The following is a 24,815-nucleotide window of genomic DNA, read 5'->3' as shown; positions in this document are numbered from 1 at the left end:
CGGCCCCCGTCGTGCTTCGACTATATCCGGCGGCGGGGTGCCATCCGGGGCTCGAGAGGCGGCATCCGGATGAGGTTCATAGGATGGCGGAATGGCTTCCGATACGACCGTCCTCCCGCCCATCGCGATCCTCGGCGCCGGCTCGATGGGCGGTGCGATCCTGCAGGGTGTCGCGCGCTCGGGGCTCGCTGCGGAGGTCGTCGCGACCAACCGCACCGCCGAGAAGGCCGCTGACCTCGCCGGTCTCGACGGGGTGACGAGCATCGCGCTCGCCGAGCAGCCGACGGGGAACACGGATGCCGCGGCAGCAGCCGACATCGTCTTGGTGGGCGTCAAGCCCGTCATGGTCCCCGATCTGCTGCGCGAGATCGCTCCGTCTCTGCGCCCCGGCACGATCGTGGTGAGTCTTGCGGCGGGCGTCACGATCGCGACGTTCGAGGCGATCCTCGGCCCGTCGATCCCCGTGCTGCGATCGATGCCGAACACGCCCGCCGTCGTCGGACAGGCCGTGACGGGGCTCGCCGCGGGCAGGACAGCCTCGCCCGCCGACGTCGCGATCGTGCGCCGCCTGTTCGAGACGTGCGGCGCGGTGATCGAGGTCGCCGAATCGCAGATCGATGCGCTCTCGACCATTTCGGGGTCGGGCCCGGCCTATGTGTTCCTGCTCATCGAGGAGCTGACCAAGGCCGCGCGTGGCAAGGGGTTCGACGAGGGCCAGGCGCGCCTGATGGCCGAGCAGACCTTCATCGGGGCAGCCGCACTGCTGGCGGCATCCGGTGAAGATCCCGCCGAGCTGCGTCGTCGGGTCACGAGCCCCAACGGCACGACCGAGCGAGCCATCGGCGTCCTGCAGGCCGCGCGTCTGGACGTCATCTTCGAGACGGCGACCGATGCCGCCCTCGCCCGCGCCCGCGAACTCGCCGCTGGAGCGTAGCGGAGGCCGCCCCGGTCAGCGGTCGAGCGACGCGAAGCGCTCGATGTCGGAGTTCGTCCCCGAGACGATGACGAGGTCGTGGTTGGTCACGACGGTGTCGGCCTCGGCGTAGTGGAAGGGCTTGCCGGGGCTCTTCACGCCCACAACCGTCACCCGGTACTTCGTGCGCACGCCCGATTCGCTCAGTGCGACGCCGCGGATGAGCTTCGGCGGATACATCTTCGCCAGGGCGAAGTCGTCGTCGAAGCGGATGAAGTCGAGCATCCGCCCGCTCACGAGGTGTGCGACGCGCTCGCCGGCCTCGCGCTCGGGGTACACGACGTGATTCGCGCCGACCCGCGCGAGGATCTTGCCGTGCGACTGTGAAACCGCCTTCGCCCAGATCTGGGGGATCTTGAGGTCGACGAGGTTCGCCGTGATGAGCACCGACGCCTCGATCGACGTGCCGACCGCGACGACGGCGATCTGGAAGTCCTGTGCCCCCACCTGCGTCAGCGCATCGATGTTGCGTGCATCGGCCTGCACCGTGTGCGTCACGCGCTCGGACCACTTCTGCACGAGGTCCTGGCTCGCGTCGATCGCGAGCACCTCTCGATCGAGCCGGTCGAGCTCTCCGGCACACGCGGCGCCGAAGCGCCCGAGACCGATGACGAGGACGGGCGCATCGCTGCGGATCTTCTCAACCAACGATGGGCCTCTCGACGGGCAGCGAGTACAGCTGCGAACGGCTCGTCACGGCCACCGCCGCGGCGAGAGTCACTGTACCAACGCGCCCCATCAGGATCGTGACCGCCAGCACGAAAGACGCCGAGTCGGGCAACTCGGCGGTGAGACCCGTCGACAGCCCCACCGTCGCGAAGCCCGAGATGACCTCGAACAGCACATCGCCGAGCTCGGCCTTCGTGATCTGGGTGATGACGATCGTCGACAGCGCGACGATCGTGGCGCCCCACGCGACGACCGACAGCGCGACGCGCAGCACGTCGCTGGGGATCCGGCGGCCGAACACCTGATTGGATGCACGTCCCTTGGCCTCGGACCACACGGCGAGGGCGATGACGGCGAGTGTCGTCACCTTGATGCCGCCTGCCGTCGAGGCCGACCCCCCGCCGACGAACATGAGCATGCACGCGACCAGAAGGCTGGACTGGTTCAGCTCGCCGATGTCGAGCAGCGCGAAGCCGCCCGACCGTGTCATGGCAGAGAGGAAGAACGCCTGGAATGTCGTGTCGAACGCGTCCTCGGCCCCGAGTGTCAGCAGGTTGTCGTACTCGAGGATGAGGAAGACGACGCCCCCCGCGAAGAACAGTGCGACGGTCGTGATGAGGGTGAGCTTCGTGTGCAGCGACCACCGCCGCACGTGCCACAGGTGCTTTCGCAACGTATAGATGACCGGGAAGCCGATCGAGCCGAGGAAGACGCCGGCCATGAGCGCCGTGAGGAAGACGTAGTCGTTCGCGAAGGGCGCCAGGCCCTCGGCATTGGGGGCGAACCCCGTGTTCGTGAAGGCCATGGCCGCGAAGAACAGGGCTTCCCAGATCGCGGTGTGCCACGGGATGCCGGCGAGGAGAAGCCCCGGGTAGAGCAGGACCGCCACCGCGGCCTCGATGACGAGCGTCGACAGCGCGACCGTTACGAGCAGGCTGCCGATCTGGCCGAGCTGGACAGTCTGCCCTTCGTTGACCGGGCCGCCGTGGCTGCGCAGCGGGTTCGAATCGCTCGCGGCCATCAGCTTGGCGCGCAGGCCCAGGCGGCGCGAGATGACGAGCCCCAGGATCGAGGCGAGCGTGAGTACGCCGAGCGCGCCGATCTGCACGCCCAGGAACACCAGCACCTGACCGAACGGCGACCAGTGCGTAGCCATGTCGACCGTCGCGAGCCCCGTGACGCAGATCGTCGACACGGCCGTGAAGAAAGCGTCGGAGAACGACGTCACCTGCCCGTCGGCTGCCGCGATGGGCAGCGAGAACAGCGCTGTGAACAGCATGATCAGCATCAGGTAGATGAGGATCGCGAACCGGGCGGGGGAGCGCTGCGTCAGATCGCGGAAGAACTCCACAACATCGTGTCGCAGTCGTTGGATGCCCGACCTGCCGGACGCGCGCGTCGCGTCGGCCATTCGCGCCCTCCTCATCACCGTCCCACGGTAGGGCCTCATGGTACTCCGCGGGACGCCCGGCTAATCTGAAGCACATGGCGGACATCTTCGACGTGATCGCGGACGGCACCCGCCGCGACATCCTCCGACTCCTTCTCGACCGCTCGGCTGAGAGCGAGCGCGGTACGAGCGTGTCGCAGATCGTCCAAGAACTCGGAGCGAGCCAGCCGACCGTCTCGAAGCACCTCAAGGTGCTGCGTGAGGCCCATCTCGTGTCGGTGCGCGAAGAGGGGCAGCACCGCTTCTACAGCCTCGCGCCCGAACCGCTCGATGAGATCGACGACTGGCTCATGCCGTTCCTCAGCGACGGCACCGAGTACGCCTTCGTGGGGACCTCGACGCTGCCCGAATCCGCCGCGCATGCGGCGGACGTCGTCGGCCGGGCCGCGGCATCGGCTCGGCACGCCGTCGCGAACGCGTTCAAGCGCCTGCCCGGCCGCTAGGCCGGACGTTCGTCCGAGTGTTCGCGCGGGAACCCGCGAGCACTCCCGCCCCACCGTTCACACGGGTCACGCGGGTTTACACGCGTATGCTCGTGACCCTAGAGTGTGCAGGAACACTGGGGAAAGCGATGAGGAGGGGCGGCCAATGGCAGAGCTGCCTGATGTGCGGTTCTTGACCGTCGCGGAGGTTGCGGAGTTGATGCGCGTCTCGAAGATGACGGTCTACCGGCTTGTACACGCCGGAGAGCTTCCTGCTGTGCGCTTCGGTCGCAGCTATCGCGTCCCCGAGTCCGCCGTGACAGCGGCCCTGCAACGTCCTATCGCTGACGTCGGGTAAGCTGTCACGAGGCATTTTTTAACACTGCCCGTTCCTGGGCGCAGGCGAATCTGCGTCCAGACCCCGATCTAGTGAGGTTTCCGTGGGTTCTGTCATCAAGAAGCGCCGCAAGCGCATGGCGAAGAAGAAGCACCGCAAGCTGCTTCGCAAGACTCGCCACCAGCGCCGCAACAAGAAGTAAGCGGCTTCGACACTAAGCGCCCCCGGGCAGGCTTCCGCCTGCCGAAGGGGCGCTTCGTGTCTCGCCGACCGACCGAAGGGCACCCCCATGCACACGATCGACGTCCACGAGCTCAAGAACCGCACCGACCGTCCGCTGATCGACGTCCGCGAAGCGTGGGAGTACGAAGCCGTACGCGTGCCCGGTGCGATCAACATGCCGATGTCCACTCTCGGCGGCCGCCTCGACGAACTGCCCGCCGAGGGCTTCGACGTCATCTGCAAGTCGGGCGTGCGCTCGGGACAGGCCGTCGAGGTGCTCGAAGCCCGCGGCTACGACGCCGCGAACGTCGAGGGCGGCACGGATGGCTGGGTCGAGGCGGGGTACCCCACCGACGAAGGACTGCGGTGACCACCCTCACCCTCATCGGCAAGCCGGACTGCCACCTGTGCGACGTCGCGCGCGAGGTCGTCGAGAGCGTGCTGGCCGAGCTGCCTGACGCCGTCGCCGACACCGTCGAGGTCGAAGAGCACTCGATCCTCGACGACGCGGCGCTGTACGAGCTGTGGTGGGAGAAGATCCCCGTCGTGCTCGTGGACGGTGCCATGCTCGGCCATTGGCGCATCGCCCCCGACCGCCTGCGCGCAGCCCTCACACCCTGACCGGGGCGCGGGCACCCGGCCGCGCCGCCGGGGACGACGGCCTACGAGTCGAGCGTCAGGGTTCCAGACGCGTCGGCCCGCGGAACAGATAGGTCACCTCGCGGATCGAGTCCTGGCCCAGCAGCAGCATGAGAACGCGGGCGAGGCCCATGCCGAAGCCACCGTGCGGCGGGGCGCCGTACCGGAAGAAGTCGAAGTAGAACTCGAGGTGCTCGGGCTCGAGCCCCTTCTCCTTGGCCTGTTCGATCAGCACGTCGACGCGGTGTTCGCGCTGTGCGCCCGTCGTGATCTCGACGCCGTTGAAGAGGAGGTCGTACGACTTGGTGAGCCCGGTCTCCTCGTCGCGCATGTGGTAGAAAGCGCGGATCTCGGGGTGGTAGTCGGTGATGAAGACGAACTGGTGTCCGTACGTCTCCTGCACGTGGGCCGCGATCTGACGCTCGCCCTCGGGGTCGAGGTCGCCGTCGGTGCGCGGGATCTCATAACCGCGAGCCGCGACGATGTCGCGCGCCTCGGCGAGGGGGATGCGCGGGAAGGGAACCGTCGGCACCGCGATCTCGAGCCCGAACAGCTGCTCGATCTCGTCGCCGTGCTTGTCCTTGACGGCCTGGATCGCGAACTGCAGCAGCTCTTCCTGCATCCGGGCGACGTCTTCGTGCGACTCGATCCAGCTGATCTCGGCATCGACCGACGTGAACTCCGTCGCGTGACGCGACGTGAACGACGGGTCGGCCCGGAAGGCGGGCGCGATCTCGAAGATCTTGCCGAAGCCGGCGACCTGGGCCATCTGCTTGAAGAACTGGGGCGACTGGGCGAGATACGCGGTCTTGTCGTCGAAGTACTCGAGCGAGAACAGCTCGGCGTTGGACTCCGAAGCCGACGCCATCAGCTTGGGCGAGTGGATCTCGATGTAGTCGCGCTCGATCCAGTACGTGCGGAACGCGTGCTCGAGCGTCGTCTGCACGCGGAAGATCAGGTTGTTGCGGCGCTGACGCAGGTCGAGGAAGCGCCAGTCCATGCGCTTGTCGAGCCCGCTGTCGGCGGCGATCGGCGTCTCGGGCAGAGCCGCCGCACTGATGTCGAGCGAGCCGATCTTGATCTCGACACCGCCGAGCTTGACGCGCTCATCGTGCTTGAGTTCGCCGTGCACCGTGAGGAACGTGCCCGTTGCGAGGTTCGAGATCGTGTCGGTCAGCGCGAGCGCCGCCGCATCCTGCTCGCCGGCCTCGGAGCCGGCCGCGGGGTCGATCGGGCGCGTCGCCGGGTTGACCAGCTGCACGGCGCCGGTCTCATCGCGGAGGATGACGAACTGCACCTTCTTCTGATCGCGGACGGTTTCGACCCATCCGGACACAGAGACAGGCCCGTCGGGGCGGGAGAGCAGCTGGGAGACGAGGACGCGTTCAGTCACGAGGCCTCAGTCTACGTGTGCGGATGCCGCACACCGAGCGGCGACCGGGCTGCCCGCCCGCGCGGCGCGGGGGTGTGCATCCAGGCTTTGGCCACCTTGATCCCGTACCGTCGAGGTGTCGTGCGCGTCCGGGCCGCGGCATCCCCATCACCACAACAGGCGAAGAGATGACCGACACTGCACACGACGGCTCGTGGCTGACCGCCCTCGGCGAGTGGACCGTTTCCCTCATGGACGTCATCGGCCCGATCGGGGCCGGCGTCGCTATCGCGCTCGAGAACCTGTTCCCGCCCCTGCCGAGCGAGATCATCCTGCCCATGGCGGGCCTTGCAGCAAACCGCGGCGCGTTCACCCTGTTCGAGGCGCTGTTCTGGACGACCGCCGGCTCGATCGTCGGCGCGTTCATGCTCTACGGCCTGGGCGCGTGGCTCGGCATCGACCGCCTGCGGGCGATCGCCACCAAGGTGCCGCTGCTGCACCCCGAGGACATCGACCGCACCGTGGGCTGGTTCCGCAAGCACGGGGGCAAAGCCGTGTTCTTCGGGCGGATGCTCCCCATCTTCCGCAGTCTCATCTCGATCCCCGCGGGGGTCGTGCGCATGCCGCTGTGGCGGTTCGGTCTGCTGACGGCCGCGGGCAGCCTCATCTGGAACACGATCTTCGTGCTCGCCGGCTACCTGCTCGGTGAGGCATGGCCGCTCGTCGAGCGCTACGCGGACATCCTGCAGTACATCGTCATCGCCGCCGCCGTCATCGGGGTCGCGTGGTTCCTCTATGTGCGCATCCGCTCGCTGCTCGCGGCGCGCAGTGCCGGCCGGGCCACCGACGCCGAGCTCGAATGACGCGCTCAGGTGCCCCACAGACACGGCCCCTTTAGACTGGTCGAGTGCCCGCCGATCGCCTCCATCTCGTGCGCCACGGAGAGGTCTACAACCCCCGCCGCGTGCTGTACGGTCGGCTTCCCGGTTTCGGGCTGAGCGCTGACGGACGCCGCATGGCGCGTCAAGCGGCTGAATACGTCAAGGGCCTCGAGCGCCCCCTCACTGCGCTGATCTGCTCTCCGCTGCAGCGCACGCGCGAGTCGGCGGAGCCGTTCACCGAGCTGTTCGGCATCGAACCGGTCATCGACGAGCGGGTCATCGAGCCGACCAACGTCTTCGAGGGCAGGCGCATGTCGCGGACCCTGGTCAACCCGTTGAACTGGCGCCATCTGCGAAAGCCCGCCCAGCCCAGTTGGGGTGAGGCCTACGACGAAGTCGTCGACCGCATGAACGCGGCCATGACCGAGGCCTGGAACGCGGTTCCCACGGGAGATGTCGTGATCGTCTCGCATCAGCTGCCCATCTGGATCACCCACCTCGCCGTCGCGGGACTGCCGCTGCGGCATGACCCGCGCGCGCGACGCTGCGCCCTGTCGAGCGTCACGTCGTTCGAGCTCGAGGAGGGCACGTGGACCCAGGTCGCGTACGCGGAGCCGGCGACGACGGCGGGCGCGATCGACGTGGGGGCGGTGTGATGCGCGATCACTCGGCACGCCGACCCGGCGGACGGTTGCGGACCGCGGCATCCGCTCTGCTGGCCCTGACACTCGCGGCCACACTCGTCGCGTGCAGCAACCAGGACAGCCTCGCCGAGCAGTACCGCGAGGGCAGTAACAAGGGGTTCATCGCGGGGGACTTCCGCGTCGATGTGATCCCCGAGGACGAGCGCTCCGAACCGATCGATTTCGAGGGCGTGCTCGACACGGGCGGCACGACGACGTCCGACGACTACCGCGGCGACGTGCTCGTTGTGAACTTCTGGTACGCCGCGTGCGCCCCCTGCCGGGTCGAGGCGCCGGTGCTCGAAGCCGTGCACGAGGAATTCCAGGCCGAAGGCGTGGACTTCCTCGGCATCAACCTGTACGACGGGGCCGAAGCTTCGCGCGCCTTCGCCGAGACCTACGGCGTCAGCTACCCCAGTGTCCTGACGACCGAGGACGGCTCGATCAAACTCGCCTTCGCCGGGCAGACGCCGCTCAGCGCTGTTCCGGTGACGCTCGTGCTCGACCGTGAAGGCCGTGTCGCGGCGCGGATCGTCGGCATCGTCGAAGAAGAGTCGATCCTGCGCTCGATCCTGCGCGACACCCTCGGAGACGCGTGAACCCGGCGGCCGCCGTCGCCGACGGCTCGTTGCTCGTCGCTGTGCCGATCGCGATCCTCGCGGGCCTCATCTCGTTCCTGTCTCCGTGCGTCCTGCCGCTCGTGCCGGGCTACCTCGGCTTCATCGCCGGCGCTGCGACACCGCGTCGACCGCGCCCGGTGCACGGTGTCGAAGACGGCACGCTCCAGACGACGGTCGAGACCGAGACCGACGCCACGCCCTCACGCGGCCGACTTCTCGTGGGCGTTCTGCTGTTCATCGCGGGCTTCGCCGTCGTCTTCATGGCGCTCAACTTCTTCGCGGGCACCGTGGGGGTCTTCTTCCTGCAGTACGCCGATGTCATCACGCGCATCCTGGGTGTCGTCGTGATCGGGCTCGGCCTGGTGTTCATCGGGGTCTTCGGGTTCGCGCAGCGCATCGCGCGTCCGCAGGTGCGCGGCAACATCGGCCTCGTCGGTGCGCCACTGCTCGGGCTCGCGCTCGGGATCGGCTGGGCGCCGTGCATCGGCCCGACGCTCGCGGTCATCCTCAACATGTCCTTCGATGCCGCATCGGCCGGACGCGGAGCGCTTCTCGGCCTCGCGTACTCGCTCGGCCTCGGCATCCCGTTCGTGCTGCTCACGCTCGGTTTCGGCTGGGCGACGCGCTCGGTCTCGTTCCTGCGCCACCACATCCGTACGGTCAACATCATCGGCGGCGCCCTGCTCATCCTGGTCGGGCTGCTGATGGTGACGGGCGTCTGGTCGATGTGGATGGCTCAGCTCCAGGGGGTGTTCCAGAGTGTCCCGACGATCCTCTGACGTGTCGGATCCGCCGGTCGAGGGGACGCTGCGCCCACCGGACCATGCGGATGCCTCGGGTTCGGACATCCAGCAGCCGTCCCTCGGCTTCGTGGGCTGGGTGCGCTGGATCTGGCGCCAGCTCACCTCGATGCGCACGGCCCTCGTGCTGCTGCTGCTGCTCGCGATCGCCGCCGTGCCGGGGTCGCTCGTGCCGCAGCGCAGCGCAGACCCGAACGGCGTCACGCAGTACTACACCGACAACCCCGATCTCGCGCCGATCCTCGACAGCCTGAGCATGTTCGACGTCTACGCGTCGCCCTGGTTCTCGGCGATCTACCTTCTGCTGTTCGTGTCGCTCATCGGCTGCGTGATCCCCCGCACGAAGCACCACTGGAAGGCGATGCGCTCCCGCCCGCCGCGCACGCCCGCGCGGCTCGAGCGGCTCGCGGGTTACCAGACGACCACGGTCGACCTCGATGCGGGAACGGATGCCGCGGGGGCAGCATCCGCCGCCGTCGACATCGCCGAGGAGCAGCTGCGCAAGAGCGGCTACCGCGTCGCCCGCTACGACGCGCGCGGCACCCAGTCGGTCTCGGCCGAACGCGGCTACCTGCGTGAGACCGGCAACCTCGTGTTCCACTCGTCGCTCGTCGGTGTGCTGCTGGCCGTCGGCATCGGCGGCGGCTTCACCTACACGGGGCAGACCGTCATCATCGAGGGGCGCACGTTCGTCAACACCCTGCTGGACTACACCTCGTTCAACCCGGGACGCTTCGTCGACGCCGACGACCTCACGCCGTACGCGCTCACGCTCGACCGGTTCGATGTGACCTACGTGCCCTCGGACGAGCCGGGCGGCGGTCAGGCGGGCGACTTCGTCGCGAACCTGACGGCGCAGCAGATCGACGGAGAGACCTACCCCGCCGAGGTGCGCGTCAACCACCCCCTCAACATGGAGGGGGACCGGATCTACCTCATGGGCAACGGCTACGCGCCTGCCCTGACGATCCGCAACGCCGACGGCGACGTCATCTTCTCGGAGTCCGTGCCGTTCCTGCCGCAGGATGCCGCCATGACCTCGCTCGGCGTCATCAAGGTGCCGGACGGACTGCCCGAGCAGATCGGCCTCGTCGGCTTCTTCTATCCGACCCAGGTCGAGATGCTGTCGGGGGCGTTCACCTCGAGCTACCCCGCGCTGATCAACCCCGTCGTGACGCTCGAGGTGTACCAGGGAGACCTCGGGATCAACGACGGCGTCCCGAGGTCGGTGTACACGCTGGACACCTCCGAGATGGAGGAGCTCGCGGGGCGCACGAACGGCGATTCGCTCGAGATCGCGCCCGGTGAGACCGTCGACCTTCCGAACGGGCTCGGCACCCTCACGTTCGAGAACGCCGCGCCCGAGGGCGCGGAGGGCTACGAGGGATCGGTCCTGCGCTACGTGTCGCTGTCGATCCATCGTGACGCCTCGGCGGCGTGGGTGCTGGTGTTCGCCCTGCTGGCGACGGCCGGTCTGCTCACGGCGCTGTTCGTGCCGCGCCGCCGCGTCTGGGTCAAGGTGCACCCCGACGGCGAGACGCTGCGCGTCGAATACGCGGGTCTCGCCCGCGGGGAAGATCCGACCCTCTTCACCGCGGTCGAACAGGTCGCCCAACGCCACGCCGCGGCGCTGGCCGAACAAGGGGTCGGCCGGGCTGCGGCATCCACCCCGCACGTAGGATAAAAGGTATGTCCGACTCCATGCTCAGCCTTGATTCGGTTTCGGTGCTCCTGGTCTGGACGGCCATCGCGATCTACGCCCTCGCGTTCATCGCCTACGCTGTCGACCTTGCGCGCCGTTCGTCCTCGACGGTCTCGTCGAAGGAGTCGATGCGTGAACTCGTCGGTGCGGGTGCGGGTGCGGTGTCCACGCCCCAGCCGCCGGCCGCCGAGCCGAAGCGGGACCGCATGCTGCTGGCGCGCATAGGCACGTCGCTCACGGTGCTGGGTTTCCTCTTCCAGGCGGCGGGCACCGTGACGCGCGGAATCGCGGCCGAGCGGGTGCCGTGGGCCAACATGTACGAGTTCGCCCTGACGGGCACGTGCCTCATCGTCGGGGTCTACCTCGTCTCGCTTCTGAAGTACGACCTGCGGTTCCTCGGAACGTTCATCACGGGCCTCGTCGTCGTGCTGCTCGGCGGTTCCACCCTCGCGTTCTACGTCGAGGTCGTGCCGCTCATGGAGCCGCTCAAGTCGGTCTGGCTGGTCATCCACGTGTTCGTCGCGTCGTTGGCGACCGCGCTGTTCGCCCTCGCCTTCGGGCTGTCCGTCGTGCAGCTCATGCAGGCGCGGCGCGAGCGACGGGCGGCATCCGAGACTCGTGGCGGGGTCCTGCGCACGCTGCCGAACGCTGACACGCTCGAGGCGCTTGCGTACCGCTTCGCCATCCTCGGGTTCATTCTGTGGACCTTCACCCTCATCGCCGGCTCGATCTGGGCCAACGACGCATGGGGCCGTTACTGGGGCTTCGATACGAAGGAAGTCTGGACCTTCGTCATCTGGGTGCTCTACGCGGGCTACATCCACGCGCGTGCGACGCGCGGCTGGCGCGGCTCTCGGTCGGCGTGGCTGTCGATCATCGGCTTCACCGCCGTGCTGTTCAACTTCACGATCGTGAACATGTTCTTCAAGGGCCTGCACTCCTACTCCGGCCTCAGCTGAGTTCGGGTCCGGTCGCGCCGGGTGCGCGGACGGCCCGGCTGCGTCGCCGCCTGACGCGCTCTGCTCTCCGATCAGCGCCACTCGGCAGTGCGAGGCCCGGCCCGGGCCGCGCGGTGTGTTTGGTTCGTTTGCCTCGGTTTGCTCGTGCGACCGGGGGTTGGGTGCGTTTTGGGGCATGTGAGCTGGGGTGCGCCCGTGTCCGGTTCGGTTGCCTCAGTTTGCTCGTCAGGTCGGTGCGCGAGCGCACTTTGGGGCAAGCGACACGGGCGATCACAGAGACGGGATGCGGCGCCCGCCCGCCGCCGCATGCCTCACGCTGCCGCGGGGGATGCCTTGAGCAGCGCGCGCGCCGTCGTCGTGCGGCGGGCCGCGACCGCGATCACCGTCGCACCGAAGGCCAGGAGCGTCCACACCACGAGCCCGACGACACCCGCGCCGAGGCCCGCCGCCGAGGTCAGGGCCGCGACCATGCCGTGATAGGCCGGCGACGTAGGCAGCAGTCCCGCGACGCCGGACAGCACGCCGGGCACCGTCGAGACGACCCCCGTCGCGACAGCGACGACGCCGACGAGCGCAGAGACCCAGCGGCCCGCGCCGCCGAACACCGCGACGAGCGCTTGGTTGACCGCGGCGAAGGCGATGCCGGCGACGACGGCGATGCCCACGAAGGCCCACCACTGACCCCAGTCGTACGATGCGGCCAGTTGCACGACGCCCGCCACCAGAAGGCCCTGTGCAGCGCCGATTCCGGCGGCCGGCGCGAAGCCGCGCAGCGCCAGGAGCGCCGACGGCTCGCGCGCCGTGAGAGCGCGGCGCGACACGGCCTGCAGGGCGATGAACGTCCCGAGGCCGCCGAACCACAGCGCCAGCATCGCCAGCAAGGGCACCGCCGAGGCACCGAAGAGCGACGTGCCGACGCCCTCGGTCTCGACGGGGTTCGCGACGACGGATGCCAGGCTCGCGGCCTCGTCATCGGTGTAGGTCGGCACGGCGTCGACGGCGGTGGCCAGGCCCGTGGCGAGTTCGCCCGAGCCGTCGGCCAGCTGACGCACACCGTCAGCGAGCGTCGTCGCCCCGACGCCGGCCTGATCGAGTCCGGCTGTCAGCTGGGACGCGCCGGACGCGAGGGCGCCCGCGCCGGACGAGGACTGCCGGGCGCCGTTCGCGATCTGCGAGACGCCGCCCGCGAGCGATCCGGCTCCTGCCGCCGACTCGTCGAGGCCGCCGGCGATCTGCGAGACACCACCCGCGAGTGAGTCGACGTTTCCGGCGATCTCGCGCAGCTGCCCCGCGAGCTCGACGGGAGCCTGCTGTGCGAGCCCGTCGAGCCCTGCAGCCGTTCCCCCCGCCGCATCCGAGGAGATCTCGGCGAGAGCCAGAAGCTGCGCACACCATGCTGCGTCCGTGCTCTTGGCGGCGCACTCCTGCGCGAGGCCGTACACGCCGTTCGCCGCGGCCGCGGCACCGTTGGCCGCATCTGTCAACTGCCCGGGAACGATGCCGGCCGCTTCGAGCTCATCGGCGCCCTGGTTCACCCCGGCGGCGAGCTGCGTGGCGCCAGCGGCGGCACCGCGTGCGCCGTCTGCGAGCCGCGTGAGCCCCGACTGCAGCCCGCGCGCTCCGGCGGCGGCGTCATCCGCACCGCCCGCGAGCCCGCCGAGTCCCGACTGCAGCGCGGAGGCGCCCGAAGAGAGTGCCGCCGTGCCATCCGTCAGCTGGGGGAAGCCCTCCGCGAGGGCCGTGGCTCCGTCGGCCGCGCCCTGGGCCCCGTCGGCGAGTCCCGCGGCGCCCTCGGCGGCCGTGCCGAGCTCGTCGCCGAGCGTCGTGAAGCCGAGGAAGACGTTCTCGAGGTACACCGACGACAGTTCCGTGCCCATGACGGATGCCGCAGCCGAAGCGACCTGCGCCGTGATGGCGTCGTCGACGATGAGGCTGTCGGGCGGCGTCTGCACCTGGAGCATCGCGCGCTCGGGCGTCTCGCCGGGCCGCGTCGAGAGCGCAGCGGCGGAGAAGTTCTCGGGGATCGTGATGATGGCGGCGTACGTGCCGTCGGCGAGGCCGTCACGGGCGTCGTCGGCGTTCGAGATCGTCCACGACAGGTTGCTGTCGAAGTCGTCAGACCCTTCGACGAGGCCGGCCGTCAGCTGGCGCCCGAGCGGTACGAGCTGCCCGTCGACGGTGACAGCCTCGTCTTCGTTCACGATCGCGGCGCTCATGGCGTCGAGTCGCTCGACGGGGTTGTACAGCGCGGCGACGAGGATCCCGCCGATGAGCACGGGCAGCAGCAGCACGCCGATGAGCGTGACCCACGTGACGGGGCGCCGCGAGCGTGCACGTTCGAGTGCGGGGGAGTGCAGAGTCATGAGATCACCTCGGCGGTGGAGGACGAGCGCGCGTCGGCGCGCAGGGAAAGAGATCGGATGCCCGAGCGGCGGGCATCTGCGAGCACGGCCAGCACGGCACCCTCGTGCTGTGCCGTCGTCACGACGGTGAGGGGGTCGCCGGTGCGGTCGCGCAGGCGCGCGTCGGCGTCGCGCAGGAGCGCGGCGGCCTGATCGCGCTGGGCGGGGTCGAGGCCGTCGATCCCGTCGATCACGACGAGGCGGGTGCGCCCGCGCAGCGCGCGTTCGAGGTCGCGCAGCGGCTCATCGGAGTCGGCCAGCAGGGCGAGCCCGACATGGGCGCGCACCCACGCCGCGCGTCCGGGCAGCAGGTGACCCGCGACTCGAAGCAACCCGTCGCTGGGTGTCAGGCGCCCTGACACCGCGAGCGCGAACGCGCCTGCCGCGCGCGGGTCGCCCGTCGCGATGAGCGTCTCGCCGGGGTCGACGCGGAACGTCGCCTCGTCGAACAGTGTGACGTCGCCCGCCCGCTCGGCTTCGGCGCGGACGACGAGGCCTTCGGCCGCGACGACGGCGCTCGAGCGCGGTTCGGGCCAGTCCGCGAGCGCGAGCTCGCGCTGCACGGCTTCGCCCTCGATGTCGAAGTGCGGCAGCAGCCGGTCGAGCCAGCGCGGCATCCACCAGGCTTTGTCGCCGAGGATCGACATGAGCGCGGGGATCAGCGTCATCCGCACGAGGAACGCATCGACCGCGATGCCCACGGCGAGTCCCAGGGCGATGGGTTTGATCGAGGAGTCCCCCTCGGGCACGAACGCCGCGAAGACGGCGAACATGATGAATGCGGCCGCGGTGACCACGCGCGCCGAGGCGGTGAAGCCCGACCGCACCGCCCCGACGGCGGTGAGCCGGTCGGCGCGCCCGCCGCGAGCGCGCGAGGCGTGCACGAAGTCTTCGCGCATGCGCGAGACGAGGAAGACCTGGTAGTCCATCGCGAGCCCGAACAGCACGCCCATCAGCACGATCGGCATGAAGCTGATGACCGGGCCGACGCGCGCGACGTGCAGCAGCTCGGCGAACCAGCCCCATTCGAACACGGCTGCGACGACGCCGAAGGCGGCCACGACCGACAGCAGGTAGCCGAGGGTCGCCGTCAGCGGCACGGCGATCGAGCGGAACACGATCATGAGCAGGATGAACGACAGTCCCACGACGAAGAGCCCGAACGGCAGCAGCGCCCCACCGAGGCGGTCCGAGATGTCGATCGCGACGGCGGTGAAGCCTGTCACCGTCAGCTCGATCCCGTACTCGTCGTACAGGCGCTCAGCCTCGACGCGCAGGTCGCGCACGAGCTGTGCCGTCTCGGGAGCGTCGGGCGCCGTCTCGGGGACGACCTGGATGATGCCCGTGTCCGCCGTCTCGTTGGGCGTCGCAAGGGCGATCTCGGCGACTCCGGGCACGTTCTCGATCTCGGCGGCGAGGTCTTCCATGAGGCCGAGGGGATCGGTCGAGGTGACGATCGTGCCGGTCAGGATGAGCGGGCCGTTGAAGCCCGGCCCGAACTGCTCGGCCGCGAGATCGTAGCTCTGCCGCGCCTGCGAGGCGACCGGCTGCACGCCGGCGTTCGGCAGAGCGAGGGCGAGGCTTCCCGCGGGGATCGCGAGCACGCCGAGCCCGACGACGACGGCGATGGTCGTCACGACCGGATGCCGCGTGACACCGGTCACCCACCGGTTCGCGAAGCCCCGGCGCGGCCGTGACGGGCGTGCGGGCTTGCGCCGCGGCGTCCGCCCGATGACGCGACCCTTGACGAAGCCCAGCAGGGCGGGCGTGAGGGTGACGGCCACGGCGACGGAGATGGCTACGGCGACGGATGCCGCGATGCCCATCGTCGTGAGGAAGGGGATGTTCGCGAAGCTCAGCCCCACGAGCGCGATCAGCACCGTGACTCCGGCGAAGACGACGGCGGAGCCGGCCGTGCCGGTCGCGCGCGCGATGGACTCCTCGGGGTCGATTCCTGCGCGCACCTGGTCTTGATGTCGTGCGGCGATGAAGAGTGCGTAGTCGATGCCGACCGCGAGGCCCAGCATGAGGGCCAGAAGCGGAGTCGTCGACGAGATCGATGCGACCGCCGTCGCGAGCAGGATGAGCGCCATCGACAGACCGACGCCGATGAGCGCGGTCGCCAGCGGCAGGCCGGCGACGAGGAATGAGCGGAACGTCACCATCAGCACGAGGAGCGCGATCAGCACGCCGATGAGCTCGGTGATGGTGACTCCGGGCACAGACACGGCGAACAGGTCGCCGCCGAGGGCGACCTCGGCGCCGTCGGGGAGCGATGCCGCGAGCGCGTCGGCGACATCGTTCAGCGCGGTCGTGGTCGCCTCTGAGACATCGGTGGACTGACCGTCGAACTGCAGGCGGATGATCGCGGCGCTGTCGTCGTCGTTCACGAGCCCGGACACCATCTGGTCGAACGGGTCGGTGACGCCCAGCACATCGTCGACGGTCGCGAACTCGGCGACGGTGTCGGTGATCGGGCCGGCGTACTCGTCGTCGACGACCCGGTCGCCCTCTGCGGCGACGACGACCAGCTGCGCGCTCGTTCCGCTCACCTGCGGAAAGGTGCGCTCGAGCTGTTCGAGACCGGCTTGGGACTCGGTTCCCGGGATCGTGAAGGCGTTGTCGGTGCCCTTGCTGAAGGCCAGCGCCCCGCCGCCGGCGAGGGCGAGCAGCAGGATCCATGCGACGAGGACGCGCCAGGGGTGCCGGTACGACCAGCGGCCGAGCGAGTAGAGAAGAGTCGACACGGTGTCTCCGGCTTCGTGGGTTCAGGTAAGACGGATACAGCGCTGTATCGGATACACGAATGTATCGTAGAGCGTGCCGGGACTTTCAACCTGGGCAGCGCGTGTGAAGATCACCCGGAGGAGGACGAATGAGCGATGTGACGGTCACTCGGCGCCGTGAGGCGACCCGGCAGAAGCTCCTCGACGCCGCCGCGCAGGTCTTCGCCGAGGTCGGCGTGGACGGGGCGTCCGTCGAGGTGATCTGCGAGCGCGCGGGCTTCACGCGCGGCGCCTTCTACTCCAACTTCGAGACGAAGGACGAGCTCATGCTCGCGCTCACCGAGCGGGTCGCCGAGCGGAAGATCGAACTCGTCACCGACCGCATCCGGCGCCTCGGTGAGACCGGCGAGCAGTTCACGCCCGCCGGCATCGTGCAGCGAGTACTCGATGTCGCGATCGACGAGAAGATGGGCATCCTGCTCACGAGCGAGATCCGCACGCGCGCGCTGCGCGATGACGCGCTCGCGCAGGCCTACCTCGCGTGGCAGGCCGGGCTCGTCGAGCGCGTCGCCGCCGTCATCGCCGAGCTGAGCGCCCGATACACCCTGTCGCTGCGGCTGCCCGAGCGCGAGTTCGCCCAGCTGATCCTGCAGCAGTGGGAGGACAGCGCCGCCTACGCCGTCATGGCGGGCTTGGACTTCACGGCGATGTGTGCGCTCGTCAACGAGCGCACGGCGAACCTGGCCACCGCGCTCGTCGACCCCGCCTGACGCGGGCGGTCAACGGGCGGCGAGCAGGGCGTAGCAGCGCTCGACCCGATCGAGCCACCACGCCCGGCGGTCGGCGGATGCGGCGTGCTTGGCGAGCAGGTCCGGGTCGGCGCTCACGCGCCCGACCGGAAGGAAGCCGCCGCGCGCGGTGAGCGGAACGGCGACGACGTCGGCCGTGAGGAGTGACGCCGTGCCGAGGCCGCAGTCATAGTCCAGTTCGGGCAGCGCCGCGGCGAGGGCAACGCCCATCGCGAGTCCGATCGAGGTGTCCAGGGCGCTCGACACGACGGCGGGGAGCCCCGCGGCGTCGACGATGTCCAGGGCGCGTCTCACGCCGCCGAGGGGCTGCGCCTTGACGACGAGCAGGTCGGCGGCGCCCGCGCGGGCGACCGCGAGCGGGTCGTCGGCTTTGCGCACGCTCTCGTCGGCGGCGATCGGGATGTCCATGTACGCGACGCGCCGGCGCAGCTCGGCGAGCTCATCGACCGTCGCGCACGGCTGCTCGGCGTATTCGAGGTCGTACTCGGCGAAGGCGTGGATCGCGCGCTCGGCCTCGTCGATGGTCCACGAGCCGTTCGCATCGACGCGGATGCGCCCCACGACCCCCAGCGTCTCTCGCGCCGCCGCGACCCGAGCGACGTCGTCGGCCAGCGTGCTTTCTCCGCCGACCTTGACCTTGGCGGTGCGGCAGCCGTCGAAGCGGGCGAGCACGCGGGCGACCGACTCGGCGGGCACAGCGGGCACCGTGGCGTTGACCGGCACGGCGTCGCGCCGGGGTGCGGGCTGCGGGTGCCACCCGTAGTCGAGCGTCGCGGCGAGCCATGTCGCCGCCTCGGCGTCGTCGTACTCGGCGAACGGCGAGAACTCCGTCCACCCCTCGGGGCCCTCGAGGACGACGGCCTCACGCACGTCGATCCCGCGGAAGCGCGTCGCGAGCGGCAGGGAGACGACGTGCGCGTTCACGAGGACGTCGGCGAGGGGAGGCAGGGTCATGCCCCCCATCCTGCCGCGCGGAGCGTCGACAACTCCGGAGGTTCGGACGACTTCGTGGTCTGGGTGGCCCAGAGACGCAATTCGTCCGGAGTTGTCGACACCCCGGCAGGGACACCGCCCGGCCCATAATGTGCCCTTGCCTATAGTGTGCGTCGCACAGTACAGTGTCAGGCGTGAGCGAAACCGAGGCCCTCGAAACACACCGGCAAGAGCTGCGGCGCGGCACCGTCGTTCTCGCCTGCCTGCGCCTGCTCGAGCACCCGGGCTACGGCTACGGGCTGCTCGAGCAGCTCCAGGCCCGCGGCTTCGACACCGACGCGAACACGCTGTACCCGCTCCTGCGCCGACTGGAGAAGCAGGGACACCTGACGAGCGAGTGGAACACCGACGAGGCGCGGCCCCGCAAGTTCTACCGCACGAGCGATGCCGGCAGGCGCCTGCTCGGCACACTCACCGATGATTTCCGCGCGATCGCCGCCGCGATCGACGGACTCCTTCAGGAGGACTCATGAACGCTGCGACCCTGACCGACCGCTACGTCGACGCCGCGATGCGCACGGTGCCCGAGAAGCAGCGTGCCGACCTCGCGGCCGAGCTGCGCGGGTCGATCGATGACCAGATCGACGCCCGCCTCGCGGAAGGTCTCGCGCGCGCCGACGCCGAGCGCGTCGTGCTCACCGAGCTCGGCGACCCCGACAAGCTCGCCGCCGACTACACCGATCGTCCGCTCTTCCTCATCGGGCCGCGGTACTACCTCGCCTGGTGGCGCCTACTCAGGCTGCTGTTCGCGATCGTGCCCGCGTGCGCGGTGGTCGGCACCGTGCTCGGCATGTCGCTCGGGCAGGAGCCGATCGGCGAGATCGCCCGCACGGCGTGGGTCGTGCTCGTGAGCACCGTCGTGAACGTCGCGTTCTGGACGACCCTCGTCTTCCACCTCATCGAGCGCAATGCGCGCGGCGCCGACGTCGGATTGATCGGCGCGTGGACCCTCGACCGTCTGCCGGAGGTGCGCGCGGACGGCGCGAAGCTGAGCGACCTCGTCGCTTCGCTCGTGCTGCTCGCCGCCACCGTCGGCGCCGTGCTGTGGGATCACTTCTTCGGCCTCGTCTACTTCGCGGCCGGTGGGGGATGGATGTCGTTCCTCGCGCCCGCCCTCTGGCCGGGGTGGATCGCGGTGCTCCTGGTGCTGCTCGTGTTCGAAGCGCTGCTGGCGATCGCGGTGTACGCGCGGGGCGGATGGAACCCCCGCCTGGCGACGCTCAACGTCGTCCTGAACCTCGCGATCGTCGTGCCGGCGGTGTGGCTGCTGCTCACCGACCGCCTGCTCAATCCCGAGTTCTTCCCGGCGTTCATCCCCGGCGACGGCCCGCTCGTCACGACGGTCATCGCCGTCATCTTCGGATTCGGCATCGTCGGCGTAGCGGTGTGGGACTCGATCGACGCTTTCCTCAAAACCCGCCGCACGCGTTGACCTCGCCCTCGGGAGGCGGCGGACGTAGGCTGGCGCACATGCTTGTGGACACCCCCGTTCGGCTCGGCGTGCAGCTGCAGCCGCAGCACGTGACCTATTCCGACATCCGCGACGTCGTTCGCCGCCTCGAGGACATGGGGGTGGACATCCTCTTCAACTGGGATCACTTCTTCCCCCTGTACGGCGACCCCGACGGGGCGCACTTCGAGGCATGGACGATGCTCGGCGCGTGGGCCGAGCAGACCGAGCGCGTCGAGTTCGGGTCGCTCGTGAACTGCAACAGCTACCGCAACCCCGACCTGCAGGCGGACATGGCCCGCACTGTCGATCACATCTCCGCCAAGGGCGGCGAGGGTCGCTTCATCTTCGGCACGGGCTCGGGCTGGTTCGAGCGAGACTACGACGAGTACGGCTACGAGTTCGGCACGGCCGGATCGCGCCTGGACGACCTCGCCGACGGACTCGCGCGGATCGAGGCTCGCTGGGCGAAGCTCAACCCCGCCCCGACGCGCCGGATTCCGATCCTGATCGGCGGCAAGGGCGAGCAGAAGACGCTGCGCCTCGTCGCGCGCCACGCCGATATCTGGCACAGCTTCGTCACCGCCGAAGAGCTGCCGCACAAGCTGGAGGTCATCCAGCGCTGGGCCGACAAAGAGGGCCGTGACACGTCGGGCCTCGTCGTCTCGAACGAACTGCAGCGCCGCGACGAAACCGTCGCCGAAGAGCTCTACGCCGCCGGCACGCGTCTGTTCACGCTCGGGTTCTCCGGCCCCGATTACGATTTCGACCTCGTCCGCTCCTGGCTGCGCTGGCGTGACGCCAAGAACGGCGCGTGAGCGGCGGCATCGGTCGGCCTAAGGTGAAACCCATGGTCTCTGAGCTGTTCGACGAGAGCGAATGGATGCCGGCACCCGGCGCCGACGCTTACACCGATGTCACCGCACACGTGTCGAAAGACGGTCGCATCGCGCGGATCGCCTTCAACCGCCCCGAAGTGCGCAACGCCTTCCGACCGCACACGGTCGACGAGATGTACCGGGCGCTCGACATCGCACGGCAGGATCCGCGCATCGGGGCCGTGCTGCTCACCGGCAACGGGCCGAGCCCGAAGGACGGCGGGTGGGCGTTCTGCTCGGGCGGCGATCAGCGCATCCGCGGCAAGGACGGGTACAAGTACTCCGACGACGAGACCGCCGTCGCCGACCCGGGCCGCGCGGGGCGCCTGCACATCCTCGAGGTGCAGCGTCTCATCCGCTTCATGCCGAAGGTCGTCATCGCCGTGATCCCGGGGTGGGCTGCCGGGGGCGGGCACTCCCTGCACATCGTGTGCGACCTGTCGATCGCCTCGGCCGAGCACGGCCGCTTCAAGCAGACCGACGCCGATGTGGGTTCGTTCGACGCCGGCTACGGCTCGGCGTACATGGCGCGCCAGGTGGGGCAGAAGGTCGCGCGCGAGGTGTTCTTCCTCGCCGAGGAGTACTCCGCCGAGCGCGCCTACGAGATGGGCGCCGTCAACCGCGTCGTGCCGCACGCCGAGCTCGAGCGCGAGGCGATCGCGATGGCGCGCACGATCCTGTCGAAGTCGCCCACGGCGATCCGCATGCTCAAGTACGCCTTCAATCTGCCCGATGACGGCCTCGTCGGGCAGCAGCTGTTCGCCGGTGAGACGACGCGCTTCGCGTACGGCACGGACGAGGGAGCTGAGGGACGCGACGCGTTCCTCGAGAAGCGCGACCCCGACTGGTCGCCGTTCCCGTACCACTACTGATGCGTCTCGAACCCGTCACGGGCGACGACCCGCGCGAGATCATGCGGGCGCTGCGGGTCGCGCTGCACGGGGCGGGACCCGCGCTCGGGCTCGGCCACGTCGGCGCGATGCCCGGCGATGTGCGGGCGGGCACGGCCGTCGTCGTGACGACGTCGGGCTCGACAGGCTTTCCCAAGAGCGTCGCGCTGAGCCGCGACGCTCTCACGGCGAGCGCGCTCGCGACCGCCGACCGCATCGGCGACGGGACGTGGCTGCTGGCGCTTCCGGCGGGATACGTCGCGGGCCTGCAGGTGCTCGTGCGCTCGATCATCGCCGACCGCGAACCCGCGATTCTGGCGGGCCCCTTCTCGCCGCGCGCGTTCGCCGATGTCGCCGGCACGATGGTGTCGACCGAGCGAGGCCGGCGCGTGCCGCGGTTCACGTCACTCGTGCCCGCGCAGCTGACGACACTGCTCGACGCGGCCGAGCACGACGCGGATGTGCTCTCGGCACTGCGCTCGTTCGAGCGCATCCTCGTCGGAGGGCAGGCGCTTCCGCCGGTCACGCTCGAGCGTGCCGAGACGGCGGGCGTGCGGATCACACGCACGTACGGCTCGACCGAGACGAGCGGCGGATGCGTGTACGACGGCCGGCGCCTGCGGGGTGTGTCGCTGCGCATCGAACACGGCGAGGTGCAGATCGCCGGGCCGACCCTGGCCGACGGATACCTCGGCGACGCCGAGCTCACCGCCGCCGTCTTCGTGAAGGACGCCGACGGCACGCGGTGGTATCGCACGGGCGACGCCGGCGTGCTCGATGACGGCGTGCTGCGTGTGCGCGGTCGCATCGACAACGTCATCGTCTCGGGCGGCGTGAACATCTCGCTCGACCGGGTCGAGCGCGTGGTGCGCGGCGTCCCCGGGCTCGCCTCGGCCGTCGTCGTCGGTGTCCCCGACGAGCGCTGGGGTGAGGCATCCGTCATCGTCGCCGCGCGCAGCGGTGCGCTGCAGCGCAGTGAGTCGGCGCAGCTCGACGAGGCGCGCGCGGCCGTCGCCGACGAGATCGGCGCGCACGCGCGACCGTCCCGGCTCGTGCTCGTCGATGAGCTGCCGCTGCTGCGCTCCGGCAAGCCCGACCGTGAAGCGATCCGCCGCGCGGTGGCCCTGCCCGGGTGACTAGGATGGCCAGTCGTGGCAGGTACCTCGAGCAAGAAGCGCAACCGTCCGGCGTCCAAGAAGCAGAACGTGCGCGGCAATCCGCAGAAGTCGCGGGAGCAGGGCGATCCGCGCAAGGTCGAACCGGCGACGCTGCGTGACTGGATCGGCGCGGCGCGGTTGCGCACGCTGCCCCTCGCGATCACCCCGATCCTGATCGGCACCGGCGCGGCGATGCTCGTCGTCGACGAGTTCCACTGGGTCATCGCCCTGTGCTGCCTCATCATCGCCGTCTCGCTGCAGATCGGCGTGAACTACGCCAACGACTACAGCGACGGGATCCGCGGCACCGACGATCACCGCGTCGGTCCGGCCCGACTGACCGCTGCCGGCAAGGCCTCGCCGCGCGCCGTGCTCACCGTCGCGCTCGTCTTCTTCGCGATCGCCGCGATCGCGGGGCTGGCGGTGACGATCCGCACGCAGCAGTGGTGGTTCCTCGCCGTCGGTGCGGCGTGCATCGTCGCGGCGTGGTTCTATACGGGTGGAAAGCGCCCGTACGGCTACGCGGGACTGGGTGAGCTCTTCGTCTTCGTCTTCTTCGGGCTCGTCGCGACGCTCGGCACGACATGGGTGCAGGCCTTCGCGCTGCCGCAGGAGGCGTGGTTCGGTGCGGTCGCGGCGGGGCTTCTCGCGTGCGCCGTGCTGCTGGCGAACAATCTGCGCGACATCGACCAGGATCGCGCCGCCGGCAAGCGGACGCTCACGGTGCTGATCGGCCGCACGGCGACGCGCGTGCTGTTCACGCTCTTCGTCCTCGCGCCGTTCGTGATCGCGGCGTTCCTCGCGCTGTTCTATCCGATCGCGTGGCTTTCTCTGCTGGCCCTGCTCGCGGCGTTGCCCGCGATCCTCATCGTGTGGACGTACCGCGACCCGCGCGAACTCGTCGTCGCTCTCGGACTCACCTCGCTCACCTCGGTCGGCTACGGAGCCTTCCTGCTGTGGGCGTTCCTGGGCTGAGCCTCAGCGCTCGGTTTCGTCGGTCGCGGCGTCTTCGACCGCTTCGTCGGTCGCGCTGCGCTGTCGTTCGGCACGCCGCTGCGCGAGACCCGTGGACACATCGGCCAGCGGACGGCGCAGGAACAGGATCGACAGACTCAGGCCGATGAGCGCCGCGAAGATGGCCGCGAGCCAGTAGTACTCGCGGAACAGCGGAATCAGCATGAGCAGGCCGAAGGGCACGAGGAAGGCGAGCAGCCTGAGCATCGTGTAGAGGACGAGCGACCGTGCTTTCACGTGTTCCATCGTATGCGAGGCCATGTCCAGCCCACCTCCAGTGAGCACGCCTAGGATGGAGGCGTGGTCCGGGCATTGTTCATTCTCATCCCGGTGGTGGCGGCCTTCTGGATCTTCACCATCGTGGACTGCGCTGTCCAGCCCCCGAGTCGCCACCGCGGAGTGACCAAGCCCGTGTGGATCGCGATCGTCGTGCTGATCCCCGTGCTCGGAGGCATCCTCTGGCTGGTCGTCGGTCGCGTCCGCCGTTCCGCGGTGCACGTGTATCAGGCGCCCGATGACGATCCCGACTTCCTCGGCAGCATCGGCGCGACCAGCGACCAGGACGAGCGCATCCGCCGTCTCGAAGAAGAACTCGCTCTGCTCGATTCCGAAGACGACGATCCTCGTTGGCAGCAGCCGCACCAGCAGCAGCAGCCGACGACGAACGGCGATGCGCCGGATCCGGCGGCTGAGCCGCCCGCGTCCTCTGACCCGGACGATGACTCGCTCGGTCAGCGCGGGGCGGTCGGCTGACCGTGGCACCGGGC

Annotated in this window: 27 protein-coding genes; 20 read left to right on the top strand and 7 right to left on the bottom strand. The window is 69.5% G+C overall.

Going from position 1 to position 24,815, the window contains the following annotated elements; all coding sequences use genetic code 11:
* Window positions 1-91: 91 nt before the first annotated feature.
* Entirely contained in the window at window positions 92-934 is an 843-nt protein-coding gene (gene proC / locus AC25Y0_RS01555) for a pyrroline-5-carboxylate reductase (RefSeq protein WP_488122598.1), read from the top strand.
* A 15-nt stretch (window positions 935-949) separates the two neighbouring features.
* Here proC and AC25Y0_RS01550 read toward each other — a convergent pair whose 3' ends face one another.
* Window positions 950-1,621 (bottom strand): potassium channel family protein, encoded by a 672-nt coding sequence (locus AC25Y0_RS01550; RefSeq protein WP_488122597.1) that lies wholly within the window; start codon window positions 1,619-1,621, stop codon window positions 950-952.
* Window positions 1,614-3,053, bottom strand: a complete 1,440-nt coding sequence (locus tag AC25Y0_RS01545; RefSeq protein WP_488122596.1) for a TrkH family potassium uptake protein — start codon at window positions 3,051-3,053, stop codon at window positions 1,614-1,616. Before AC25Y0_RS01545 ends, AC25Y0_RS01550 begins: the two co-directional genes overlap by 8 nt.
* A 74-nt stretch (window positions 3,054-3,127) precedes the next feature.
* On the opposite strand from AC25Y0_RS01545, the gene AC25Y0_RS01540 reads away from it, so the two are divergent.
* The 5 genes from AC25Y0_RS01540 to AC25Y0_RS01520 all read left to right on the top strand — a co-directional run bounded on the left by AC25Y0_RS01540 (window position 3,128) and on the right by AC25Y0_RS01520 (window position 4,694).
* A complete protein-coding gene (locus tag AC25Y0_RS01540) occupies window positions 3,128-3,535 on the top strand; it encodes an ArsR/SmtB family transcription factor (RefSeq protein ID WP_488122595.1) in 408 nt (135 codons plus the stop codon).
* Between the two features lie 145 nt (window positions 3,536-3,680).
* Window positions 3,681-3,872, top strand: coding sequence for a helix-turn-helix domain-containing protein (locus AC25Y0_RS01535; RefSeq protein ID WP_179519823.1), 192 nt, complete (start codon window positions 3,681-3,683; stop codon window positions 3,870-3,872).
* Window positions 3,873-3,954: 82 nt separating this feature from the next.
* Window positions 3,955-4,053 carry a 30S ribosomal protein bS22 gene (locus AC25Y0_RS01530; RefSeq protein ID WP_003792170.1) on the top strand — a complete coding sequence of 33 codons (99 nt, stop codon included), beginning with the start codon at window positions 3,955-3,957 and terminating at the stop codon, window positions 4,051-4,053.
* Window positions 4,054-4,140: 87 nt separating this feature from the next.
* The gene (locus AC25Y0_RS01525) at window positions 4,141-4,443 is read left to right on the top strand and encodes a rhodanese-like domain-containing protein (RefSeq protein ID WP_488122594.1); all 303 of its coding nucleotides are present in this window, start codon (window positions 4,141-4,143) and stop codon (window positions 4,441-4,443) included.
* Complete coding sequence (locus AC25Y0_RS01520; protein ID WP_488122593.1) at window positions 4,440-4,694, top strand: glutaredoxin family protein; 255 nt, start codon at window positions 4,440-4,442, stop codon at window positions 4,692-4,694. The genes AC25Y0_RS01525 and AC25Y0_RS01520 overlap by 4 nt, the downstream gene beginning before the upstream one ends.
* Before the next feature lie 55 nt (window positions 4,695-4,749).
* Here AC25Y0_RS01520 and aspS read toward each other — a convergent pair whose 3' ends face one another.
* Window positions 4,750-6,105 carry an aspartate--tRNA(Asn) ligase gene (gene aspS / locus AC25Y0_RS01515; protein ID WP_488122592.1) on the bottom strand — a complete coding sequence of 452 codons (1,356 nt, stop codon included), beginning with the start codon at window positions 6,103-6,105 and terminating at the stop codon, window positions 4,750-4,752.
* A gap of 167 nt (window positions 6,106-6,272) precedes the next feature.
* On the opposite strand from aspS, the gene AC25Y0_RS01510 reads away from it, so the two are divergent.
* The 6 genes from AC25Y0_RS01510 to ccsB are packed head-to-tail and all read left to right on the top strand — an operon-like array spanning window position 6,273 to window position 11,729.
* Window positions 6,273-6,947 (top strand): DedA family protein, encoded by a 675-nt coding sequence (locus AC25Y0_RS01510; protein ID WP_488122591.1) that lies wholly within the window; start codon window positions 6,273-6,275, stop codon window positions 6,945-6,947.
* Between the two features lie 44 nt (window positions 6,948-6,991).
* Window positions 6,992-7,621 (top strand): histidine phosphatase family protein, encoded by a 630-nt coding sequence (locus AC25Y0_RS01505; RefSeq protein WP_488122590.1) that lies wholly within the window; start codon window positions 6,992-6,994, stop codon window positions 7,619-7,621.
* A complete protein-coding gene (locus tag AC25Y0_RS01500) occupies window positions 7,621-8,247 on the top strand; it encodes a TlpA family protein disulfide reductase (RefSeq protein ID WP_488122589.1) in 627 nt (208 codons plus the stop codon). The genes AC25Y0_RS01505 and AC25Y0_RS01500 overlap by 1 nt, the downstream gene beginning before the upstream one ends.
* Window positions 8,244-9,047 carry a cytochrome c biogenesis CcdA family protein gene (locus tag AC25Y0_RS01495; RefSeq protein ID WP_488122588.1) on the top strand — a complete coding sequence of 268 codons (804 nt, stop codon included), beginning with the start codon at window positions 8,244-8,246 and terminating at the stop codon, window positions 9,045-9,047. The genes AC25Y0_RS01500 and AC25Y0_RS01495 overlap by 4 nt, the downstream gene beginning before the upstream one ends.
* 1 nt (window position 9,048) lies before the next feature.
* Window positions 9,049-10,752: a cytochrome c biogenesis protein ResB gene (resB, locus tag AC25Y0_RS01490; RefSeq protein ID WP_488122587.1), complete on the top strand. Its 1,704-nt coding sequence runs from the start codon at window positions 9,049-9,051 to the stop codon at window positions 10,750-10,752.
* A gap of 5 nt (window positions 10,753-10,757) precedes the next feature.
* Window positions 10,758-11,729 carry a c-type cytochrome biogenesis protein CcsB gene (gene ccsB, locus AC25Y0_RS01485; RefSeq protein ID WP_488122586.1) on the top strand — a complete coding sequence of 324 codons (972 nt, stop codon included), beginning with the start codon at window positions 10,758-10,760 and terminating at the stop codon, window positions 11,727-11,729.
* A 311-nt stretch (window positions 11,730-12,040) separates the two neighbouring features.
* Here the strand turns inward: ccsB and AC25Y0_RS01480 are convergent, their stop codons facing one another.
* Together AC25Y0_RS01480 and AC25Y0_RS01475 are read right to left on the bottom strand one after the other, a co-directional pair.
* A complete protein-coding gene (locus AC25Y0_RS01480; protein WP_488122585.1) occupies window positions 12,041-14,092 on the bottom strand; it encodes a YhgE/Pip family protein in 2,052 nt (683 codons plus the stop codon).
* Window positions 14,089-16,878, bottom strand: coding sequence for an MMPL family transporter (locus tag AC25Y0_RS01475; protein WP_488134074.1), 2,790 nt, complete (start codon window positions 16,876-16,878; stop codon window positions 14,089-14,091). The genes AC25Y0_RS01480 and AC25Y0_RS01475 overlap by 4 nt, the downstream gene beginning before the upstream one ends.
* Window positions 16,879-17,006: 128 nt before the next feature.
* Between AC25Y0_RS01475 and AC25Y0_RS01470 the strand changes: the two genes are divergently transcribed.
* Window positions 17,007-17,627, top strand: coding sequence for a TetR family transcriptional regulator (locus tag AC25Y0_RS01470; protein WP_488122583.1), 621 nt, complete (start codon window positions 17,007-17,009; stop codon window positions 17,625-17,627).
* 9 nt (window positions 17,628-17,636) lie between these two features.
* Here AC25Y0_RS01470 and AC25Y0_RS01465 read toward each other — a convergent pair whose 3' ends face one another.
* Window positions 17,637-18,620: an o-succinylbenzoate synthase gene (locus AC25Y0_RS01465; RefSeq protein WP_488122582.1), complete on the bottom strand. Its 984-nt coding sequence runs from the start codon at window positions 18,618-18,620 to the stop codon at window positions 17,637-17,639.
* A gap of 173 nt (window positions 18,621-18,793) precedes the next feature.
* On the opposite strand from AC25Y0_RS01465, the gene AC25Y0_RS01460 reads away from it, so the two are divergent.
* From AC25Y0_RS01460 to AC25Y0_RS01435, 6 genes are read left to right on the top strand one after another with little or no spacing between them, the layout of a single operon-like run.
* Complete coding sequence (locus AC25Y0_RS01460) at window positions 18,794-19,132, top strand: PadR family transcriptional regulator (RefSeq protein ID WP_488122581.1); 339 nt, start codon at window positions 18,794-18,796, stop codon at window positions 19,130-19,132.
* Window positions 19,129-20,091, top strand: a complete 963-nt coding sequence (locus AC25Y0_RS01455; RefSeq protein WP_488122580.1) for a permease prefix domain 1-containing protein — start codon at window positions 19,129-19,131, stop codon at window positions 20,089-20,091. The genes AC25Y0_RS01460 and AC25Y0_RS01455 overlap by 4 nt, the downstream gene beginning before the upstream one ends.
* A gap of 38 nt (window positions 20,092-20,129) precedes the next feature.
* Window positions 20,130-20,927, top strand: a complete 798-nt coding sequence (locus tag AC25Y0_RS01450; RefSeq protein WP_488122579.1) for an LLM class F420-dependent oxidoreductase — start codon at window positions 20,130-20,132, stop codon at window positions 20,925-20,927.
* 32 nt (window positions 20,928-20,959) lie between these two features.
* On the top strand, window positions 20,960-21,859 hold the full coding sequence (locus tag AC25Y0_RS01445) for a 1,4-dihydroxy-2-naphthoyl-CoA synthase (RefSeq protein WP_488122578.1): 900 nt from the start codon (window positions 20,960-20,962) through the stop codon (window positions 21,857-21,859).
* Window positions 21,859-23,013, top strand: a complete 1,155-nt coding sequence (locus tag AC25Y0_RS01440; RefSeq protein ID WP_488122577.1) for an AMP-binding protein — start codon at window positions 21,859-21,861, stop codon at window positions 23,011-23,013. Before AC25Y0_RS01445 ends, AC25Y0_RS01440 begins: the two co-directional genes overlap by 1 nt.
* Before the next feature lie 15 nt (window positions 23,014-23,028).
* Window positions 23,029-24,009: a 1,4-dihydroxy-2-naphthoate polyprenyltransferase gene (locus tag AC25Y0_RS01435; protein WP_488122576.1), complete on the top strand. Its 981-nt coding sequence runs from the start codon at window positions 23,029-23,031 to the stop codon at window positions 24,007-24,009.
* A gap of 3 nt (window positions 24,010-24,012) precedes the next feature.
* Here the strand turns inward: AC25Y0_RS01435 and AC25Y0_RS01430 are convergent, their stop codons facing one another.
* On the bottom strand, window positions 24,013-24,285 hold the full coding sequence (locus AC25Y0_RS01430; protein WP_488122575.1) for a DUF4229 domain-containing protein: 273 nt from the start codon (window positions 24,283-24,285) through the stop codon (window positions 24,013-24,015).
* Window positions 24,286-24,348: 63 nt separating this feature from the next.
* On the opposite strand from AC25Y0_RS01430, the gene AC25Y0_RS01425 reads away from it, so the two are divergent.
* Window positions 24,349-24,801 carry a PLD nuclease N-terminal domain-containing protein gene (locus AC25Y0_RS01425; RefSeq protein ID WP_488122574.1) on the top strand — a complete coding sequence of 151 codons (453 nt, stop codon included), beginning with the start codon at window positions 24,349-24,351 and terminating at the stop codon, window positions 24,799-24,801.
* Window positions 24,802-24,815: the final 14 nt, after the last annotated feature.

Source organism: Microbacterium sp. Y547, from assembly GCF_057669785.1.
The sequence above is the reverse complement of the archived record's forward strand: the minus strand, read 5'-3'. Positions and strand labels throughout refer to the sequence as shown.

What these genes read in the sequence shown, in the direction of transcription:
- AC25Y0_RS01455 (WP_488122580.1), top strand. Translation starts at nt 19,129, where the DNA reads ATGAACGCTGCGACCCTGACCGACCGCTACGTCGACGCCGCGATGCGC.
- AC25Y0_RS01440 (WP_488122577.1), top strand. Translation starts at nt 21,859, where the DNA reads ATGCGTCTCGAACCCGTCACGGGCGACGACCCGCGCGAGATCATGCGG.
- AC25Y0_RS01480 (WP_488122585.1), bottom strand. Translation starts at nt 14,092, where the DNA reads ATGACTCTGCACTCCCCCGCACTCGAACGTGCACGCTCGCGGCGCCCC.
- AC25Y0_RS01525 (WP_488122594.1), top strand. Translation starts at nt 4,141, where the DNA reads ATGCACACGATCGACGTCCACGAGCTCAAGAACCGCACCGACCGTCCG.
- AC25Y0_RS01450 (WP_488122579.1), top strand. Translation starts at nt 20,130, where the DNA reads ATGCTTGTGGACACCCCCGTTCGGCTCGGCGTGCAGCTGCAGCCGCAG.
- AC25Y0_RS01470 (WP_488122583.1), top strand. Translation starts at nt 17,007, where the DNA reads ATGAGCGATGTGACGGTCACTCGGCGCCGTGAGGCGACCCGGCAGAAG.
- proC (WP_488122598.1), top strand. Translation starts at nt 92, where the DNA reads ATGGCTTCCGATACGACCGTCCTCCCGCCCATCGCGATCCTCGGCGCC.
- AC25Y0_RS01445 (WP_488122578.1), top strand. Translation starts at nt 20,960, where the DNA reads ATGGTCTCTGAGCTGTTCGACGAGAGCGAATGGATGCCGGCACCCGGC.
- AC25Y0_RS01545 (WP_488122596.1), bottom strand. Translation starts at nt 3,053, where the DNA reads ATGGCCGACGCGACGCGCGCGTCCGGCAGGTCGGGCATCCAACGACTG.
- AC25Y0_RS01535 (WP_179519823.1), top strand. Translation starts at nt 3,681, where the DNA reads ATGGCAGAGCTGCCTGATGTGCGGTTCTTGACCGTCGCGGAGGTTGCG.
- AC25Y0_RS01465 (WP_488122582.1), bottom strand. Translation starts at nt 18,620, where the DNA reads ATGACCCTGCCTCCCCTCGCCGACGTCCTCGTGAACGCGCACGTCGTC.
- AC25Y0_RS01540 (WP_488122595.1), top strand. Translation starts at nt 3,128, where the DNA reads ATGGCGGACATCTTCGACGTGATCGCGGACGGCACCCGCCGCGACATC.
- AC25Y0_RS01500 (WP_488122589.1), top strand. Translation starts at nt 7,621, where the DNA reads ATGCGCGATCACTCGGCACGCCGACCCGGCGGACGGTTGCGGACCGCG.
- AC25Y0_RS01510 (WP_488122591.1), top strand. Translation starts at nt 6,273, where the DNA reads ATGACCGACACTGCACACGACGGCTCGTGGCTGACCGCCCTCGGCGAG.
- ccsB (WP_488122586.1), top strand. Translation starts at nt 10,758, where the DNA reads ATGTCCGACTCCATGCTCAGCCTTGATTCGGTTTCGGTGCTCCTGGTC.